The sequence below is a fragment of the Actinoplanes oblitus genome, from assembly GCF_030252345.1.
GTDB classification, from domain to species: domain Bacteria; phylum Actinomycetota; class Actinomycetes; order Mycobacteriales; family Micromonosporaceae; genus Actinoplanes; species Actinoplanes oblitus.
Genome location: NZ_CP126980.1, coordinates 1,749,154 through 1,765,877 on the forward strand (window position 1 = coordinate 1,749,154; position 16,724 = coordinate 1,765,877).

General features: G+C 70.4%; 16 protein-coding genes. 8 read left to right on the forward strand and 8 right to left on the reverse strand.

The genetic code is table 11. The features are described from left to right. The first annotated feature begins 151 nt into the window (after nt 1–151). Both ctaC and Actob_RS08070 read left to right on the forward strand, forming a co-directional pair. A complete protein-coding gene (gene ctaC, locus Actob_RS08065; protein WP_284919435.1) occupies nt 152–1,081 on the forward strand; it encodes an aa3-type cytochrome oxidase subunit II in 930 nt (309 codons plus the stop codon). Between the two features lie 9 nt (nt 1,082–1,090). Then, the gene (locus Actob_RS08070) at nt 1,091–1,516 is read left to right on the forward strand and encodes a cytochrome c oxidase subunit 4 (RefSeq protein WP_284919436.1); all 426 of its coding nucleotides are present in this window, start codon (nt 1,091–1,093) and stop codon (nt 1,514–1,516) included. Nucleotides 1,517–1,695: 179 nt separating this feature from the next. On the opposite strand, the gene Actob_RS08075 is transcribed toward Actob_RS08070, so the two are convergent. The 4 genes from Actob_RS08075 to Actob_RS08090 all read right to left on the reverse strand — a co-directional run bounded on the left by Actob_RS08075 (nt 1,696) and on the right by Actob_RS08090 (nt 4,807). Next, complete coding sequence (locus Actob_RS08075) at nt 1,696–1,905, reverse strand: hypothetical protein (protein ID WP_284919437.1); 210 nt, start codon at nt 1,903–1,905, stop codon at nt 1,696–1,698. A 348-nt stretch (nt 1,906–2,253) separates the two neighbouring features. After that, nucleotides 2,254–3,312: an anthranilate phosphoribosyltransferase gene (gene trpD, locus Actob_RS08080; protein WP_284919438.1), complete on the reverse strand. Its 1,059-nt coding sequence runs from the start codon at nt 3,310–3,312 to the stop codon at nt 2,254–2,256. A gap of 39 nt (nt 3,313–3,351) precedes the next feature. Further along, nucleotides 3,352–3,786: a hypothetical protein gene (locus tag Actob_RS08085; protein WP_284919439.1), complete on the reverse strand. Its 435-nt coding sequence runs from the start codon at nt 3,784–3,786 to the stop codon at nt 3,352–3,354. 49 nt (nt 3,787–3,835) lie between these two features. Next, entirely contained in the window at nt 3,836–4,807 is a 972-nt protein-coding gene (locus tag Actob_RS08090) for a cytochrome c oxidase assembly protein (RefSeq protein WP_284919440.1), read from the reverse strand. A gap of 109 nt (nt 4,808–4,916) precedes the next feature. On the opposite strand from Actob_RS08090, the gene ctaE reads away from it, so the two are divergent. The 5 genes from ctaE (at nt 4,917) to Actob_RS08115 (ending at nt 9,668) form a co-directional block, all read left to right on the forward strand. Then, nucleotides 4,917–5,513, forward strand: coding sequence for an aa3-type cytochrome oxidase subunit III (gene ctaE, locus Actob_RS08095; protein WP_284919441.1), 597 nt, complete (start codon nt 4,917–4,919; stop codon nt 5,511–5,513). Nucleotides 5,514–5,562: 49 nt separating this feature from the next. Further along, nucleotides 5,563–6,411, forward strand: coding sequence for a cytochrome bc1 complex diheme cytochrome c subunit (gene qcrC / locus Actob_RS08100; protein WP_284919442.1), 849 nt, complete (start codon nt 5,563–5,565; stop codon nt 6,409–6,411). Then, nucleotides 6,408–7,499, forward strand: coding sequence for a cytochrome bc1 complex Rieske iron-sulfur subunit (gene qcrA, locus Actob_RS08105; RefSeq protein ID WP_284919443.1), 1,092 nt, complete (start codon nt 6,408–6,410; stop codon nt 7,497–7,499). The genes qcrC and qcrA overlap by 4 nt, the downstream gene beginning before the upstream one ends. Further along, the gene (gene qcrB, locus Actob_RS08110) at nt 7,496–9,106 is read left to right on the forward strand and encodes a cytochrome bc1 complex cytochrome b subunit (RefSeq protein WP_284919444.1); all 1,611 of its coding nucleotides are present in this window, start codon (nt 7,496–7,498) and stop codon (nt 9,104–9,106) included. Before qcrA ends, qcrB begins: the two co-directional genes overlap by 4 nt. Before the next feature lie 274 nt (nt 9,107–9,380). Then, nucleotides 9,381–9,668: an Lrp/AsnC family transcriptional regulator gene (locus Actob_RS08115; RefSeq protein ID WP_284919445.1), complete on the forward strand. Its 288-nt coding sequence runs from the start codon at nt 9,381–9,383 to the stop codon at nt 9,666–9,668. A 308-nt stretch (nt 9,669–9,976) separates the two neighbouring features. Here Actob_RS08115 and Actob_RS08120 read toward each other — a convergent pair whose 3' ends face one another. From Actob_RS08120 to Actob_RS08135, 4 genes are all read right to left on the reverse strand, one after another. Beyond that, nucleotides 9,977–10,855, reverse strand: coding sequence for a nucleotidyltransferase family protein (locus tag Actob_RS08120; RefSeq protein ID WP_284919446.1), 879 nt, complete (start codon nt 10,853–10,855; stop codon nt 9,977–9,979). Then, nucleotides 10,852–11,418, reverse strand: coding sequence for an NUDIX domain-containing protein (locus Actob_RS08125; protein WP_284919447.1), 567 nt, complete (start codon nt 11,416–11,418; stop codon nt 10,852–10,854). The genes Actob_RS08120 and Actob_RS08125 overlap by 4 nt, the downstream gene beginning before the upstream one ends. A 32-nt stretch (nt 11,419–11,450) precedes the next feature. Beyond that, nucleotides 11,451–13,253: a RelA/SpoT family protein gene (locus tag Actob_RS08130; protein WP_284919448.1), complete on the reverse strand. Its 1,803-nt coding sequence runs from the start codon at nt 13,251–13,253 to the stop codon at nt 11,451–11,453. Between the two features lie 107 nt (nt 13,254–13,360). Further along, entirely contained in the window at nt 13,361–15,160 is a 1,800-nt protein-coding gene (locus Actob_RS08135; RefSeq protein WP_407653579.1) for a DEDD exonuclease domain-containing protein, read from the reverse strand. Nucleotides 15,161–15,399: 239 nt separating this feature from the next. Here Actob_RS08135 and Actob_RS08140 point away from each other — a divergent pair, with 239 nt between their 5' ends. After that, complete coding sequence (locus Actob_RS08140) at nt 15,400–16,662, forward strand: NYN domain-containing protein (RefSeq protein WP_284922264.1); 1,263 nt, start codon at nt 15,400–15,402, stop codon at nt 16,660–16,662. Nucleotides 16,663–16,724: the final 62 nt, after the last annotated feature.

A 16,724-nucleotide genomic window follows, 5' to 3' on the forward strand; every position in this document is an offset into this window, starting at 1 on the left:
GTCCGGTTGTCTGGAGATTTTTCGGAGGCGGGCGAACGCCCCCCGGTGACGGGCGGCCCGGTCCTGGTCGAGTAGTGTGCGACCGTCGGTGAGCCTTGCCGCCCGGTGTCCGATTTCGGGCGGGGCGGCGCTGCTAAGGAGGCAGAAGCAGGTGGGCGCAAGGAGTTCGGCCACAAGGCCGCGGGCACTTGGCCGGGCGGCCGGGCTGGGTCTCGGCGGCGCGACGCTGCTGGCGCTGCTCGCGGGGTGCTCGGTGGAGGACGTCGGGAGCAAGTTCGGCCACTTCGGATGGCCGGGTCCGGGCATCAGCCTGCAGGCGCACAAGATGTACGACCTGTGGATCGCCTCGACGATCGCGGCGCTGGTCGTCGGCATCGGCGTCTGGGGCCTGATCTTCTGGTGCGTGATCCGGTACCGCAAGCGCGGCGACGAGCTGCCCGTGCAGACCCGGTTCAACATGCCGATGGAGGTCCTCTACACGGTCACCCCGGTGCTGATCGTCGCGGTGCTCTTCTACTACACCGCGATCGTGCAGACCGACGTGGACAAGGTGTCGAAGAACCCGGACCAGATCGTCCAGATCACCGCGTTCAAGTGGAACTGGGAGTTCGAGTACCGGGACGGCATGGGCGAGGACGCGAACACCGTCGCGTCGACGATCGGCTCGTCGGACGTCATCCCGTCGCTGGTCCTGCCGGTCGGCAAGAAGATCCGCTTCGAGGAGACCAGCAAGGACGTCATCCACTCGTTCTGGGTGCCGGAGCTGCTGTTCAAGCGCGACGTCATGCCGGGCAACGTGCGCAACGTCTTCGAGGTCACCCTCGACAAGACCGGTCACTACGTCGGCCGGTGCGCCGAGCTGTGCGGCACCTACCACGCGTTCATGAACTTCGAGCTGGTGGTTGTGACGCCGGAGAAGTTCGACCAGTTCCTGGCGGCCAAGAAGGCCGGTCAGTCGACGCCGCAGGCGCTCACCACGATCGGCGAGCCGGCCTTCGCGACGACGACGAAACCGTTCGACACCCGTCGCGGGACCCACTCCTGGAACCAGGGTGGCGACACCGTCGCCGCGGGGAAGTAGGGATTTGACATGAGGACCGAGTACAAGATCTTCATGGGCGTGGCCCTGTTCCTGTTCGGCGCGGCCACCGTCTACGGCTTCTACACCAAGGGCACCGGCGACCACACCGAGTGGGTGGGCACCGTCGCGCTGATCCTTTCCGGACTGCTCTGCTCGATGTGCGGTGGCTTCTTCTGGTTCGTCGCCCGCCGCATCGACCTGCGCCCGGAGGACCGTGAGGACGGCGAGATCGCCGAGGGCGCCGGCGAGCTGGGCTTCTTCAGCCCGGGCAGCTACTGGCCGTTCGGCATCGCGCTCTCCGCGGCGATCGCCGGCATGGGCCTGGTCTTCTGGATGTGGTGGCTGCTCGCGGCCGGCCTGGTCATGGTCATCCTGAGCGCCTGCGGGATGCTCTTCGAGTACTACTCCAGCACCCGCCAGCCCGCCGAGCACTGACCGCCAGGTCCGCTCGACTCACGAAAGCCCGCACCTCTCCGGGAGGTGCGGGCTTTCTGTTCGCCATTTTCCGGTACGACCTGGGGCTGCCCCAACCGCAGCCACGCCGCCCACGCCAACCCGCGAGGCGGTCCCACCCGGGGCCGACCAGCGACCCACGGGTGTGTCCCGGGTCCGGGTCAGGCGGCGGCGGTGCGCTGCTGCGGGGCGATCCGGCGCGGGGACCTGGGCTCCAGCCACAGGTGCACGACGATCGGGGCGATCACCTCGGCCGCGCCGCAGCGGGTGCAGACCAGCTCGGGGCAGTCGTCGTGCCCGTCGTCGCAGGGCGGCGTCTCGAACAGCATGTCGCCGTCGCAGATGACGCAGCGCAGTTCGCGTTCGTCCACGGGTGTCTCCTTCGTGCGGAAGGTGGGATTACCCGAATGTCATTCAGACGCTGTCACGTCTACCGCATGATGCCGAGCATTGCCAGCGGCGTGTTGCAGTCTTTTTCCGGATTTTTCAGCAGGTAGTGCCGTTTCGCCGCCTGGCCGGCAAGCGGGAGAGCGGGCTCCGGCCCGCCCCGCGCGATCGCTGACCGAGCCTGCCGCACAGTCCCAGCATGGCGCGAGGTGCCGGCCGGCCGGTCCTGCGCGCGGTGCCAGCCAGGACCGCGAGCGCGGTGCGGCGGGGAGGGTGCTGGGCGTCGCGGGGTGGCCCACGGCGGGGTGCCCTGGGCGTACCGTAAGCGGGTTTTACTCGGCGGCCTTGGCCGCCTGGGCGGCGGTGACCCAGCGGTCCAGCAGGGCGGTCGTGGCGCCGGAGTCGATCGCCTCGGCGGCCCGGGCGATCCCGGCCCGCATGGTGTCCCGGAAATCGCCCGGAAAGCCGCCCTGCGCGGCGAACGCCGCCGCGGCGTTGACCAGTACCGCGTCCCGCACCGGACCGGTCTCACCGGCGAACACGCGGCGCGCCACGTCGGCGTTGAAGGCCACGTCGCCACCGCGCAGCGCGTCCGGCGCGCTCCGGGGCAGGCCCAGCTCGGTCGCGTCGACCAGCAGCTCGTCGACCTTGCCGTCGCGGGCGATCCAGACCCGGGTGGGCGCCGCGGTGGTGAACTCGTCGAGGCCGTCCTCGCCGCGCATGACCAGCGCCGAGTCGCCGCGCTCGGCGAAGACCGCGGCCATCACCGGGGCCATCCGCGGCTCGAAGCAGCCGATCGCGGCGGAGGTGGGCCGGGCCGGGTTGGTCAGCGGGCCGAGCATGTTGAAGAAGGTGGGCACGCCCAGCTCACGCCGGGTCACCGAGGCGTGCCGCATGCCGGGGTGGTACCGCGCGGCGAAGCAGAAGCCGATGCCGGCCTCGGCCACCGTCCGGTTCACCCCGGCCGGGCCGAGGTCCAGCGGGATCCCGAAGTGCTCCAGCAGGTCGGCGGTGCCCGTGGTGGACGACGCCGACCGGTTGCCGTGTTTGACGACCGTCACCCCGGCGGAGGCGGTGACGATCGCCGCCATGGTGGAGATGTTCACCGTGTTGGCCCGGTCGCCGCCGGTGCCGACCACGTCGACAGCGCGGGTGCGGACCTCGGCGGGCAGCTCCACCAGGGTCGCGCTGGAGAGCATCGCCTCCACCAGGCCGGCCAGCTCGGCCGGCGTCTCGCCCTTGGCGCGCAGCGCCACGGCGAATCCGGAGATCTGGACCGGCGTGGCGTTGCCCGCCATGATCTCGCTCATCGCCCAGGCCGTGTCCGCGGTGGCGAGCTCCTCGCCGCGCAGCAGGGACATCGTCAGGTTCGGCCAGGTGCGTGCGCCCATGGCGGGGCCTCCGTCGGGGGGGGGTGTCTTCTCAGGCGGTCAGGTGCGGGGGAGGGCGCCCAGCGGGATCGCGCCGTCGCGGCGCGCCCGGAGCAGCCCGGCCACCGTCTGACCGGTGGTGACCGGGTCGAGCGGGGCCAGCAGAGTCGCGTCGACCTGCGAATACGCCGCCAGCCAGCGATCCGCGGCACGGGCGATCACCACGCAGGTGGGCGGCGGGTCCGGGTACTCGTCCTTGGTCTGACGGGCGATGCCGAGCCCGCCGGCGGGGGTCGCCTCACCGTCGAGCACCATCAGGTCGATCTCGTAGTCGTCGAGCAGCCGCCGGCACTCCTCCCAGGAGGAGGCGTCGGTGAACTCGACGGAGAGATCGGCCGCCGGACGCGTGCCGATGGCGAGCCGGATCCGGTCGCGCACCGCGGCGTCGTCGCTGTATAGCAGAACCGTGTGCCGGGTCGTGGTGGTGTCGCTCATGTGTGTGCCCCACTTCACCTTGTAGGTCCCAGGGATCGTACCGAATCTGTTATCCGGCGTCGGGGGCCGGTCGCTCCGGGTTCTCCGGCCCTGTGATCTTGGACGCGGCGGCCGCCTCCTCCAGCTCCACGCGGTCCAGGGCGCGGTCGATCCGGCGGGCCTCCCGCTCCGACTGGCGCACCCACTGCACCACCAGGATGCCGAGCATGGTGACGCTGACGATCTCCCCGCCGGCCCACAGGATGCCGCCCGCGGTGACCTGGTCGCTGTGCGGATCCATCCAGGCCAGGTGCAGGTTCGGGTACCAGTCCCCGCCGAGCAGGTCGTGCTGCTGCATGATCGTCAGCCCGAGCACCGTGTGGAACGGCACCGAGAGCACCATCAGCAGCGCCCGGCCCGGGTACGGCCAGCGGTTCGGCAGCGGGTCCAGGCCCAGCAGGGGCCAGAAGAAGAGGCACCCGGTGACCATGAAGTGCACGTGGATGAACTCGTGCAGCCAGGCGTGCTCGAGGGTCTGCCGGTACAGCCCGGTGAAATAGAGGACGAACGGGTTCGCGATGAACAGTCCGAACGCGACCAGCGGGAACGTCAGCACCCGGACGTACCGGGAGTGGACCACGGCGAGCAGCGTCTTGCGCGGCCGGCCGTGCAGCACTCGCAGGGCCAGGGTGGTCGGCGCGCCCAGGGCCAGGAAGATCGGCCCGATCATCGAGAGCACCATGTGCTGGACCATGTGCACCGAGATCAGCGTGGTGTCGTACGCCTCGATGCCGGTCACCGAGACGGCGGCGATCGAGCCGAGTCCACCCGCGACGAACGCCGCGGTGCGGCCGCCCGGCCAGTGGTCACCGCGCTGCCGGAGCCGGTGCACGCCGTACAGATACAGGGCGGCCGAGATCAGCAGACCCACCGCGATCAGGCTGAACCAGTGGAACTGGGTGAAGATGGCCGACGCGGTGAACGGCGGGAGTCCAGTATCCCCGGCCGCGCCCGCGAGCGGGGCGAATTCGACTGACTGCACCACTCGAAGCTAGACCTACCCGCTGGTCACCGAATATTCCGGGCTGCCCACAGTGCCGGATTAGGGACCCCGGCTGACCTTGCACCTATGGCGGGGGAATAATGAGCCCGTGACAGCGGCAGCCATCGACAAGAGCCGGATCCACTCGCTGACCCGACCCAACATGGTCAGCGTCGGGACCATCGTGTGGCTCTCCAGCGAGCTCATGTTCTTCGCGGCGTTGTTCGCCATGTACTTCTCGATCCGCGCCGCGGCTCCCGAGATGTGGGCGGAGCACACCAAAGAGCTCAACATTCCGTACGCCACCACGTTCACCGTGATCCTGGTCCTCTCGTCGGTGACCTGCCAGCTGGGCGTCTTCGCGGCGGAGAAGGGTGACGTGTTCGCGCTGCGGCGCTGGTTCACGCTCACCTTCGTGATGGGCCTGATCTTCGTGCTCGGCCAGGCGAACGAGTACCGGAACCTCGTCCACGAGGGCGTGAAGCTCAACGGTGACGGGTATGGATCGATGTTCTACCTGACCACCGGCTTCCACGGCCTGCACGTGACCGGCGGCCTGATCGCCTTCATCATCTACATGATCCGGACGACGATGGGCCGCTTCACCCCGGCTCAGGCGACGTCGGCGATCGTCGTGTCGTACTACTGGCACTTCGTGGACATCGTGTGGATCGCGCTGTTCGCCATGATCTATTGGCTTAAGTGACAAGCGCCGCAGGCGACGTTCTCTAACGACACCCAGAGGGACATAGCCCATGACTTCTGACACCCCCGCCCGCAGGCGTGCCCGGGTGTTCTCCCGGCGCGGCGGCGCGCCCAGCCGGGCCCGCCGCCGGGTCGGCGCCGCGGTGCGCATGATCGCGGCGCTCGCGCTCGCCGGCGGCGTCTACACCGCCTTCACGCCCGGCGCGTTCGCTGAGGACACCACCCCGCTCTCCACCGCGGCGCAGCAGGGCCAGGAGCTTTTCGACAACAGCTGCATCTCCTGCCACGGGCGGGACGGTCAGGGTGTCGAGGGCCGTGGTCCCAGCCTGATCGGCGTCGGCTCGGCGTCGGTCGAGTTCCAGGTGGGCACCGGCCGCATGCCGATGACTCGCCAGGAGGCCCAGGCCGAGCAGAAGAAGCCGCAGTTCACCCCGGATGAGACCAAGCAGCTCGCGCAGTACATCCAGGAGATCGGCGGCGGTCCGGAGATCCCGGACGGCGAGCTGAAGCTGAACCTGAAGGACAACCCCGAGGCGCTGGCCCGCGGTGGCGAGCTCTTCCGGGTCAACTGCACCTCCTGCCACAGCTTCACCGGCGCCGGCGGCGCGCTCTCCTCGGGCAAGTTCGCCCCGAGCCTGCACGACGCCACGCCGGAGCAGATCTACGCCGCCATGCTGACCGGCCCGCAGAACATGCCGGTCTTCGGGGACAACCAGCTCACCCCGGAGCAGAAGCGCGAGATCATCACGTACATCACGGTGCAGCTCCAGGACAACAAGGACGCGGGCGGCATCTTCAACCTGGGTGGATACGGTCCGGCGACCGAGGGCATGGCGATCTTCCTGGTCGGCATCACGATCCTGGTCTTCACGTCGCTCTGGATTGCGGGGAAGTCATGACAACGCATCACGGCGCGGCCGCCGAGCCGGTCGACGTGACCGATCCGAAGCTGACGCGCTTCGACATCGTCAAGGAAGGCCTGCGGCGCGACGACATCGAGATCGTCACGTACGAGTCGCAGTTCCAGGGGCCGAACTCGAAGGCGGAGAAGCGGGTCGTCCGCAACATCTCCTTCCTGTTCCTGCTCTCCGGCCTGTTCGCGATCGCCTTCCTGGTCTTCTACATCGTCTGGCCGTGGAAGTACCAGCTCGGTCACACGATCAACGACTACTACACCCCGGTCCTCGGGATCACGCTCGGCGTCTCGCTGTTCGCCCTGGGTATCGCGATCCTGGCCTGGGCCAAGAAGCTGCTGCCGCACGAGCTCTCGATCCAGCAGCGGCACGGTGACCCGTCCACCGACGACGAGCGGCTGATCACCGGTCAGACCATGATGTACGTGGCGGACGAGCTCGGTGTGCAGCGGCGCCCGCTGCTCAAGGGCGCGATCGGCCTCGGCCTGGCCCCGCTCGGCCTGGCCGCGGCGGCCCCGCTGGTCGGCGGCCTGATCCAGAACCCGCACAAGGACCCCGAGCCGATGATGTACCGCACCGGCTTCAACCCGGTGACCAACGGCGGCAAGCTGGTCCGGCTGACCCGCGAGGACGGGTCCCCGATCCGTCCCGAGGACGTCAGCGCCGGTGGTCAGATGACCGTCTACCCGGGCATCCCGGGCGGCGCCACCAACAAGTACGCCGACTCGCCGACCCTGCTGATCCACCTGCGGGCCGACGACGCGGCGATCACCCGGGCGAACGCCAGTGCCGACCCGCGCAACAAGGGCTCGATGTGGGCCGACTACGTCGCCTACTCGAAGATCTGCACCCACGCGGGTTGCCCGGCCAGCCTGTACGAGCAGCAGACGAACCGGCTGCTCTGCCCGTGCCACCAGTCGCAGTTCCTGATCACCGACAACGCGCAGCCGGTCTTCGGTCCCGCCACCCGGCGTCTGCCGATGCTGCCGCTGTCGGTGGACGACGAAGGTTTCTTTGTGGCAACGTCTGACTTCAAGGACACTGTCGGACCCGACTTCTGGGAGCGGCCGTGAAACGCCGAAAGCTTGATCCAGCCGAGGCAACTGCCAACTTCGCCAAGGGCGTCGATGACCGCTTCCAGGCGGCCACCCCGCTCCGGGCGCTCCTGAACAAGGTCTTCCCAGACCACTGGTCGTTCCTGCTGGGTGAGATCGCCCTCTTCTCCTTCATCGTGCTGCTTCTCAGCGGCGTCTTCCTGACCCTCTTCTTCGACCCGTCGATGAAGGAGGTCGCCTACGACGGCTCCTACTCGGCGCTGCGTGGCACCGAGATGTCGGCGGCGTACGCGTCCTCCCTGCACCTCTCGTTCGAGGTGCGCGGTGGTCTGTTCATGCGCCAGATGCACCACTGGGCGGCGCTGCTGTTCATGGCGTCGATCGTGGTGCACATGGCCCGCGTGTTCTTCACCGGCGCGTTCCGCAAGCCGCGTGAGATCAACTGGGTGATCGGCGTCCTGCTGTTCCTGCTCGGGTTCTTCGCCGGCTTCACCGGTTACTCGCTGCCGGACGACGGCCTCTCCGGCACCGGTCTCCGCATCGCCTCCGCGATCATGCTGTCCCTCCCGGTGATCGGTACCTGGCTGTCCGCCGCGATCTTCGGCGGGGAGTACCCGGGCGAGTTCATCATCGGCCGGTTCTACATCGCGCACGTGCTGCTCATCCCGGGCATCCTGCTCGCGCTGATCAGCGTCCACCTGGGCATCGTGTTCAAGCAGAAGCACACCCAGTGGCCGGGCCCGATGCGGACCAACGAGAACGTGGTCGGCGAGCGCATGTTCCCGCGGTACGTGATGAAGCAGGGCGGCTTCTTCATGGCGGTCTTCGGCGTCATCGCGCTGATGGCCGGTCTGTTCCAGATCAACCCGATCTGGATGTTCGGCCCGTACCGCGCCGCCGAGGTCTCCTCCGCGTCGCAGCCCGACTGGTACGTCATGTTCATGGACGGCCTGGTCCGGCTCATGCCGAACTGGCAGATCTACATCCCGATCGGCGACGGCTACAGCATCCCGCCGCTGTTCTGGCCCGCCGTGGTCGGCCTCGGCGCGCTGTTCACGCTGCCGATGGCGTACCCGTGGCTGGAAGCGCGGAAGCTGAAGGACAAGCGCACGCACCACCTGCTGCAGCGTCCCCGGGACAACCCGGAGCGCGTCGGCATCGGCATGATGGCGCTCGCGTTCTTCCTGGTCGCGACGATCTCCGGCGGCAACGACGTGATCGCTGACAAGTTCCACATCAGCCTGAACGCGATGACCTGGGCCGGTCGTATCGGCCTGCTGATCCTGCCGCCGCTGGCGTACTACATCTCGGTCCGGATCTGCTTCGGTCTGCAGCAGCACGACCGGGAGGTGCTGGCGCACGGTGTCGAGACCGGCATCATCAAGCGCCTGCCGAACGGGCAGTTCGTCGAGGTCCACCAGCCGCTCGGCCCGGTGGACGAGCACGGGCACCCGGTGCCGCTGGAGTACCGCGGCTGGGTCGTGCCGAAGAAGATGAACAAGATCGGGGCGCTCGCGCCGGCGGTCAAGGGCTTCTTCTTCCCGGTGGAGAAGCCGGCCGAGGCGCCGGTCTCGCCGGCACCGATCACCAGCGCCAAGCGCGAGGAACTCTCCGGCAAGAAGTAAGACGTACACACGGATCGGCCCGTCGGCAGTCGCCGGCGGGCCGGTTCGTTTTGCCGGACTCGATCCGGCGGGCGCGTCCGGGCTTCATCGGGGTGCGGCCGGTTCGTCTGGCGGGCTGGGCGTGGTGTGGCCGGTTCGTCTGGCGGGCTGGGCGTGGTGTGGCCGGTTCATCTGGCGGGCTGGGCGTGGTGCGGCCGGTTCGTCTGCCGGGCTTGATCCGGGTGCGGATAGCATGGGCCCGGAACATTCGGCCTCATGGGTGAGGAGACCTCAGGTGAATACCGCGATCGTCCACATCGACTGCGCCACCGATTCGATTCCCGAGGTCGCGGAGGCACTGGCGGCGCTGGAGGGCGTCAGCGAGGTCTACTCGGTCGCCGGCAACGTCGACCTGATCGCCATCGTGCGGGTGCCGCGCTTCGACGACATCGCCGAGGTCATCGCCGGCCGCATCTCCAAGACGCCGGGTGTGGTCAACACGGAGTCGCACATCGCGTTCCGGGCCTACTCCAAGCACGATCTCGAGGACGCGTTCGCGATCGGGCTGCCCGACGCGGACTGAGCGCCGGGGCAGGTCTCGCGCGGGGTTGGTCTCGCGCCGGGCCGGGCGGTTCTCCCGCTGGCGGCTGGTGCGGTCGCGTGCCGGTCGTTCCGCGTATTGGGTAGCTATGCGGCCGCGTGCCGGTCGTTTCGCGTGCTGGGTAGCTGTGCGGCCGCGTGCCGGTCGTTCCGCGTGCTGGGTAGCTGTGCGGTCGCGCGCCGGGCAGCTGGACGGGCCGGCGCCGGGCGGCCCCGCCGCTGGGCGGCTAGGCGGGGCGGACCGGCTCGGCGAAGCGAGGGGCGGCTGACCCTGGCGGGGCTCGGCGGCGGTCAGGCGACGGGCACGGTGAGGCCGCCCGGGGCTCGGATCGCGTCGGTGAGCGACTCGCCGGCCTCGACGGTGGCACCGGGCCACACCACGCACCGGGTCACGCTGCCGGCCACCAGGGCGCCGGCGCCGATCACCGACTCCACGGCGGTGCCGGTGACCTCGGCGGCCGGGTCGATCAGTCCGGAGCCGGCGGCGTGCAGGTTCGCCTCCAGATAGAGCGCGGGGGTGCCGGTGTCCAGGTACAAGCCCTCGTAGCCGATCAGCTCCAGGGCGCCCTCGGCCTCGGCGGGGCGCCACACCGTACGTACCAAATCGGTGTTGTGGTCTTCCAGATCGACGACGAAGCGCCACGGGATCAGGGAGAAGCCGGCGAAGCGGCGTCCGCTGAAACCGCCTGTCTCGCCGGGGCGGCACGGCTTGGTCAGCATCCGCACCGTCTCGCCGGACCAGCCGTCGATCAGTGCCGCGATGTCCTTGCCCGGCTCGCGGACCGGGTCGACCAGGTAGGCGTCGGCGTTGCCGACCAGCACGCCGCGGCCGCCGATCCACTCCTTGAGGCGGGCGACGCCACCTGAGGTGCCGAGCGGGCCGTCCAGCTCGACCGAGAGGTGCGCGCGGCCGGTGGCGTGCGTGACCACCTGGTCGGCGAGATAGGCCGCGTTCACGCCGACCTGAGCGGGCCCGATCAGGCCGAGGCCGGCCAGGCGGCGCAGGGCGTGGTCGAGCAGCGGCAGATTGCCGACCGGGCAGAGTGCCTTGGGCACGGACGCGGTGAGCGGGCGCAGGCGCTGGCCCTCACCGGCGGCGAGCACGACGCCGCAGATCTCCGGGGTGGTCACGGTGGTCTCCGATGTCGTGGTCTGGTCCGGGGCGGTCACGGTGCGGAGGCCGGGCGGGTCGGTGCGGTGTCGGAGACGGTGACCGACGGCGGCAGCTCGCCGGCTCGCGGGCCGAGGCCGTAGATGCCGAGCAGGCGCGCGGTCGGCCAGGTGAGCGGGGGCAGGTCGTCGAGCGGGAACCAGCGGGCCTCCAGGACCTCGCCGCCGTCGACCACCAGCGGCGTGCTGGACGCCGGCACCCAGCCGAACCAGACCATGTCGACATTCGCCGCGTTGGGGTGCAGGATCGCGTTCGGATTGCCGGGGCGCAGGTCACCGGGCTCGATCCGGACGCCGGACTCCTCGAACAGCTCGCGGGCGGCGCCGACGGCGGGCAGCTCGCCACGCTTGAGCAGGCCGGCCGGCAGGCCCCAGCCGCGGCTCGACGGCTGGCGCAGCAGCAGCACCCGCCCCGGCTCGGCGGCCTCCGAGTCGCGGATCACGGCGACCGCCCCGACCAGGAACTTGGGGGAGACGGCCCGGGCCACGTGACGGCGCACCGGCAGGGGCAGCCCGTAGAACACTTGGTAGGCAAGGCCGCGCAACTGCCGAGAGATGTTCACGCGGGCAAGGTTAGCCCGGAACGCCGGACGCCTCAGTCCGGGTGGTCGACCATCGCGATGAGCTGCTCGACCACCGCGTCCGGCTCGACAGCGCGGTCGCAGACCGCGACCAGCAGGGTCTCCAGGTCGGGGTAGCCGAGGTCCTCGGCCAGGCGGCGCAGCGGCACCTCGCTGGCCAGGCCGCGATCGTGTTTGCGGAGGGTGAGACCGATGGTGGCCCGGCCGAGACGCACCTTGTCGGCGATGCTGATGCCGGGCTCGTTCCGCTCGTCGAAGTAGCGGTTGATCTGCATCTGCGCCTGGCTCGACTTGACGAACCCGAGCCACTCCTTGCGGGGGCCGCGTGGCGCGTTCGGCTCGACCTCGGTCTGCCCGTCGTTCTCCGAGAAGATCTCGACGACGTCACCGTCACGGAGGGGGGAGCTGAGGGGGGCGAGACGTCCGTTGATGGTGGCGGCCAGGCACTGGTCGCCCTTCTGCGGGCCCAATTCGTACGCCAGGTCGACCGGGGTGGAGCCACTGGGTAACTCGTAGGCGTTGCCGTGGGCGAAGACGGTGATCTGGGCCTCGGCGAGGTCACATCGGAGCGAATCGAGGAACTCGGCCGCGTCGGTGGTGTCCTGCTGCCAGTCGAGCACACGTTTCAGCCAGGTCAGCTGGTCGGCGCCGGGTGGCTCGTCGGACACCTTCGGATATCGGTAGCTGGTGGCGACGCCGTACTCCGAGTACCGATGCATGGTCTCGGTGCGGATCAGGACCTCGACGAGGCGTCCCTCCGGACCGACCACGGTGGTGTGCAGCGAGCGGTACAGGTTGTTTTTCGGCGAGGCGATGAAGTCCTTGAACCGGCCGGCGACCGGGCGCCAGCGGCCGTGGATCGCGCCGAGCGCCGCGTAGCAGTCGGTGTCCGGCCCGTCCACCACCACCGCGATCCGGGGCAGGTCGAGCGGCACGGTGTGGCCGCCGGCGACGGTGTCCTTCCAGATCGAGTAGTAGTGCCGGGGACGCGGGGTCACCTCGGCGTCGACCCGGGAGCGGCGCAGCGCGGTGCGCGCCTTGCCGGAGACGTCGGCCAGGTACTCGTTCCAGCCGGGACGGTTTTTCACGTGCTCGTCGATCCGGGCGAAGGCGTCCGGCTCCAGGTGGAAGAGCACCACGTCGTCCAGATCGCGCTTGAGCGCCTGGATGCCGAGCCGGTCGCAGAGCGGGACCAGCACGTCCAGCGTGGCGTTGGCGATCCGGGCCCGGGAGGCGGGGGAGCGGGCGTCCAGCGTCCGCATGTTGTGCAGCCGGTCGGCCAGCTTGATCACCAGCACCCGGACGTCCTTGCCGGCCGCGACGATCATCTTGCGGATCGTCTCGCCCTCGGCGGCCTTGCCGTAGAACGCCTTGTCGAACTTGGTCACGCCGTCGACCAGGTGGGTCACCTCGGGACCGAAGTCGCCCTCCAGCGCCTCCAGCGTGTAGCTGGTGTCCTCCACCGTGTCGTGCAGCAGCGAGGCGACCAGCGTGGTGGTGTCCATGCCGAGCTCGGCGCAGATCTGCGCGACGGCGAGCGGATGCGTGATGTAGGGGTCGCCGGACTTGCGGAACTGGCCGCGGTGCATGCTCTCGGCGATCGAGTAGCTGCGCCGGAGCAGGGCCACATCGGCCGACGGATGGATGGACCGGTGCGTACGCGCCAGCGTCGAGACCGGATCGTCGTCATTGCCCTGAAAGTTCAGCAGCGAACGCAACCGGCGGGTGAAGTTCAGCGGGCTCGAGGAGCCGGCCTGGGACGTGGCGGCCGGCAGGGCACGACCGAGAGCGGCGCCGTGGCCGGCGTCGACGTCCACCCGGACACCCCCTCACCGATCTCCCATGCCTGCTTTGAAGCATGGCACGAGAAGCTGAGGTGGCTGCGACTCCAACAACCGGAATCACCACAAGCTCCCCGCGTGCCTTACAGCCTAAGCGAGCGAGCGTCATCCGAACGGTCAGTTACTGATAGGCGAACGGTCGAGTCTTGGGCCGAAGCGGCCGCCTCGGCCCTGCTGAGGAGGGCGGTGAATCGCGCCGCGCCACGGGCCGGTGACACCCAGTCGCCGGAGGTTTCCACCAAGCGGGTGTCCACCCGCTCCAGCCACGCGAGGACCCGCTCGGTCTCCTCGGCGGACGCGGCCGGCACCGGGCCCGGTCCGGGAAGGACCGTCTCGGCTGTCAGTTTCGCCGCGTCCAGGGTGGGTCTCGGGTGCTCACGGGGCGGGGAGGTGGCCGCCGCGGCCAGCCGGCCGTGCCGCACCACGGCGATCTCCCAGCCACCCTTGTCGTTCCGCCGGGCGGCGACGATCTCCGGCAGCCGGGTCAGCGCGTCCAGTTTCTGCATCCGGATGAGCGCCCGCAGCAGGGCGATCAAGCGGGAGCGGAGGGTGGTGGCCTCCTCGTAGCGCTGCCGGTCGCTGAGCGTGTCGATGCGGGCCAGGATCGCCTCGATCACCGGACCGGGGTCCCCCGAAGTGGCGACCCGGAACGGGAGGGCGGCCCGCACGTCGTAATCCTCCCGGGTGATCTCGTGCTCGCACGGCGCCGGGCAGCGGCCCAGCTCGGCCAGGGCGCAGGCCGGAGTTTTCACCCGCAGCGAGAGCTTGTGATTGCACTGTCGCAGCGGCACGGCGTCATAGACCCCGGCGGCGGCCAGCTCAGCGGTGCGCCGGGAGGAGAACGGGCCCAGGTAGGTCCCGCCGTCGTCGGCGAACCGGCGGACCACCGACAGCCGCGGGAACGCCTCGGCCGTCAGCTTCAGCCAGACCATCCGCTCCGGGTACTTGGAACGGCGGTTGTACGGCGGGGCGTGCGAGGCGATCAGGCGCAGCTCCCGCACCTCCGCCTCGAGCGCGTGGGCGCACTCCACCGCCTCCACCCGGACCGCCGCGGTGAGCATCTCGGAGATCCGGGCGCGTTTCTCGCCGGCGGTGAAATAGCTCCGCACCCGGGTGGCGACGTCCTTGGAGGTGCCGACGTAGAGCGGGCGGTCGTCGGCGGCGCGGAAGATGTAGACCCCGGGGACGTGCGGCAGGTTGTCGGCCAGGTGCCGGCGGTTGCGCTGGGCCGGGGTGATCGCCTTGGCGAACTCGATCGCGTCGCCCAGGGTGTGCACCTTGTAGCTGCCCAGGCGCTCGATCAGGCCGTGCAGCACGTCGACCGTGGCCTTGGCGTCGTCCAGCGCCCGGTGGTTGGGCTCGACGGTGGACCGGAAGAAGTGGGCCAGGGTGCCGAGCTTCCGGTTCGGCACCTCGTCGCGGGTCAGCGCGCGGCGGGCCAGCGCGGCGGTGTCCAGCACCCGGGGCGCCGGCCACGGATAGCCGTGCCGGGCGCAGGCGGCCTTGAGAAACCCCACGTCGTAGGGCGCGTTGTGGGCGACCAGCACGGCGCCGCGGAGGAACTCCAGCAGGGCCGGCAGCACCGTCTCGATCGGCGGGGCGGGGCGCAGCATCGCCTCGGTGATGCCGGTCAGGACGGTGATGAACGGCGGCAGCGGCTCACCCGGGTTGACCAGCGTGCCGAACTCGCCCAGCCGCTGGCCGCCACGAACCTTGACCGCGCCGATCTCGGTGATCCCGCCGCCGTCCGGAGCGCCACCGGTGGTCTCCAGGTCGAGCACCACGAACGTGGTGTCGGCGAGCGAGACGGCGGCCGGATCCACCGAGCCGTCGGCGGACAGCAGCGTGTCCAGAGTGCCCTGCACATAAGCCGGTTGTGCCACGGCCGGGAACATTAGAGCGGGGGTATGACATAAACCGAGCCCACCAGGAAAAGATCACTTGCCTCGGCAAGCGTTTTCGCTTGCCACGGTGTGAGAATGGGTGGATGTCCGTACCGCTGGAACCCGACGACCGCCCCGTAGCGGAGGTGGCGTTCCCGGCTGCGGACCTCCTGAACCCGGACGTGCCGGAACCCACGCTCCCGGAGCCGATCCTGCCCGAGCCGGTCCGCCAGCGGATCATGACGCTGGCCGCCGCGGCGCTGCCCGGCCTGCCCGGCGACGAGATCCCGGTCGCGCTGCGCCGGGTGGCCCGCTTCGCGCCGAACCGGCGGGCCCGGCTCGGCGGCCGGGAGATCGCCGCCCAGCTCACCGCGGACCCGCTGTTCCGGCAGCGGATCGGCGCCCGGATCGTCACCGAGGCCGGTGACCTGGGTGCCGCGGTGACCGCCGGGGTCGCCCCGGCCGCCGCCGACCCGGTCGAGGTCGCGGCGCTGGCCTACCTGGCCCGGCCGGACGGCTGGCGGGAGCTGATCGACGCGGCCGGCGACGTGGTCCGGGCCGACGCGGACAGCGCCGCCCAGGCCGACCGGCTGCGCGCCGCCGAGCAGCGCGCCACCCGGGCCGAGCACGACCGGGCGGTGGCCCGGGTGGAGGCCGATAAGCTGCGCGACGAGTTGGCCCGGGTCCGCGAGGAGCTCGGCCAGCTGCGCGAGGAGGCGCGCACCACGGCCAAAGCGCTGCGCGACGCGCTGGCCGCGCAGAAACGCGCCGCCGACCTGCTGGCCACCGAGAAGGGCCGCGCGTCGCGTGCCGCTCTCGATCACGAGGCGGAGATCCGCCGGATGCGGTCCCGCCTCGCCGACGCCGAGGCCAGCGCCGCCACCGGCAAGCAGGCGGCCAAGGACGCCCGGGCGGTCGACGACGCCCGCCTCTGGCTGCTGCTCGAGACGATCGGGCAGGCGGCCACCGGGCTGCGCCGCGAGCTGGCCCTGGATCCGACCGACAAGCTCCCCGCCGACTTCGTGGCCGACGCGGCGGCGGACCGGCCCGGCGCCCCGGAGCGGTCCCGTGCCCGGGCTCAGGACACCGACGACCCGGGCCGGCTCGACCAGCTGCTCGCACTGCCCCGCGCCCACCTGATCGTGGACGGTTACAACGTCACCAAGCGCGGCTTCGCCGACATGTCTCTGGAGCAGCAGCGCAAACGCCTGATCACCGGACTGGGCGGGATCGCCGCGCAGACCGGCGACGAGGTCACCGTGGTCTTCGACGGGGCCGAGCGGGTGCACGGGCTGCCGCCCGCGCCGCGTGGCGTCCGGGTGCTCTTCTCCCGCAAGGGCACCACCGCCGACGAGCTGATCCGGCAGCTGGTCCGGGCGGAGCCGCCGGGCCGCCCGCTCGTGGTGGTCTCCTCGGACCGGGAGGTGGCCGACGGCGTGCGCCGGCACGGTGCCTATCCGATGGGCGCGGACTCGCTGCTGCGCCGGCTCGCTCGCTCCTGAGGTTCGGCGTACCCCTGAGGTTTTGTCGTACCCCTCGCCTAGCGTGACGGTCACCTGAGGTG